Annotated in this window: 1 pseudogene; it reads right to left on the bottom strand. The window is 35.2% G+C overall.

From position 1 onward, the window contains the following. Window positions 1-78 precede the first annotated feature (78 nt). Window positions 79-480, bottom strand: a pseudogene (locus tag CD29_RS19840) (group II intron reverse transcriptase/maturase); the annotation flags it as partial.

The raw sequence follows: 480 nt of genomic DNA, 5'->3' as shown, positions 1-480 counted from the left end.
CCTTTTCTTTGACTAGGATGCTTGTGAATCATAGCTACACGAAGTCGTCTTCTTATATATCCATCAATTGCTAGGAGTTCATTTTTTAAATGTGTTATAGAAACAGCGACTTTTCATACCATACTTTCTGTTTTCCTCAACGGCTTTCCAAATGGTTAAAAAGTAGTTAACTTTTCCTCGAATGATTGGATTCAAACGGTTCACCCAAACTTCTTGACTGAACGTCAGATATTTCTTAGTCTTTTCTTTAACTTTCAATTTGAAGTCTTTCCAAGTTTCTTTCTTAGGGTGTGCAAGATAGTAAGGACTACCGTCCTTTTTCCTTCTTCTCCAATGCCCAAAAGTAAAACCTAGAAAATCAAAATCATCATGGCGAAAATCAATAATGCGTGTTTTCTTCACAGAAATTTCTAATCCTAATTCACCAAGTTTCTTCCTGGTAGCTTGTTCAGCTTTCATGATGTTTTCTTTTGTTTGTGC

Origin of the sequence: Ureibacillus manganicus DSM 26584, from assembly GCF_000772945.1 — a bacterium.
Classification (GTDB): Bacteria; Bacillota; Bacilli; order Bacillales_A; family Planococcaceae; genus Ureibacillus; species Ureibacillus manganicus.
This window is presented reverse-complemented; position numbering and strand designations above follow the sequence as displayed.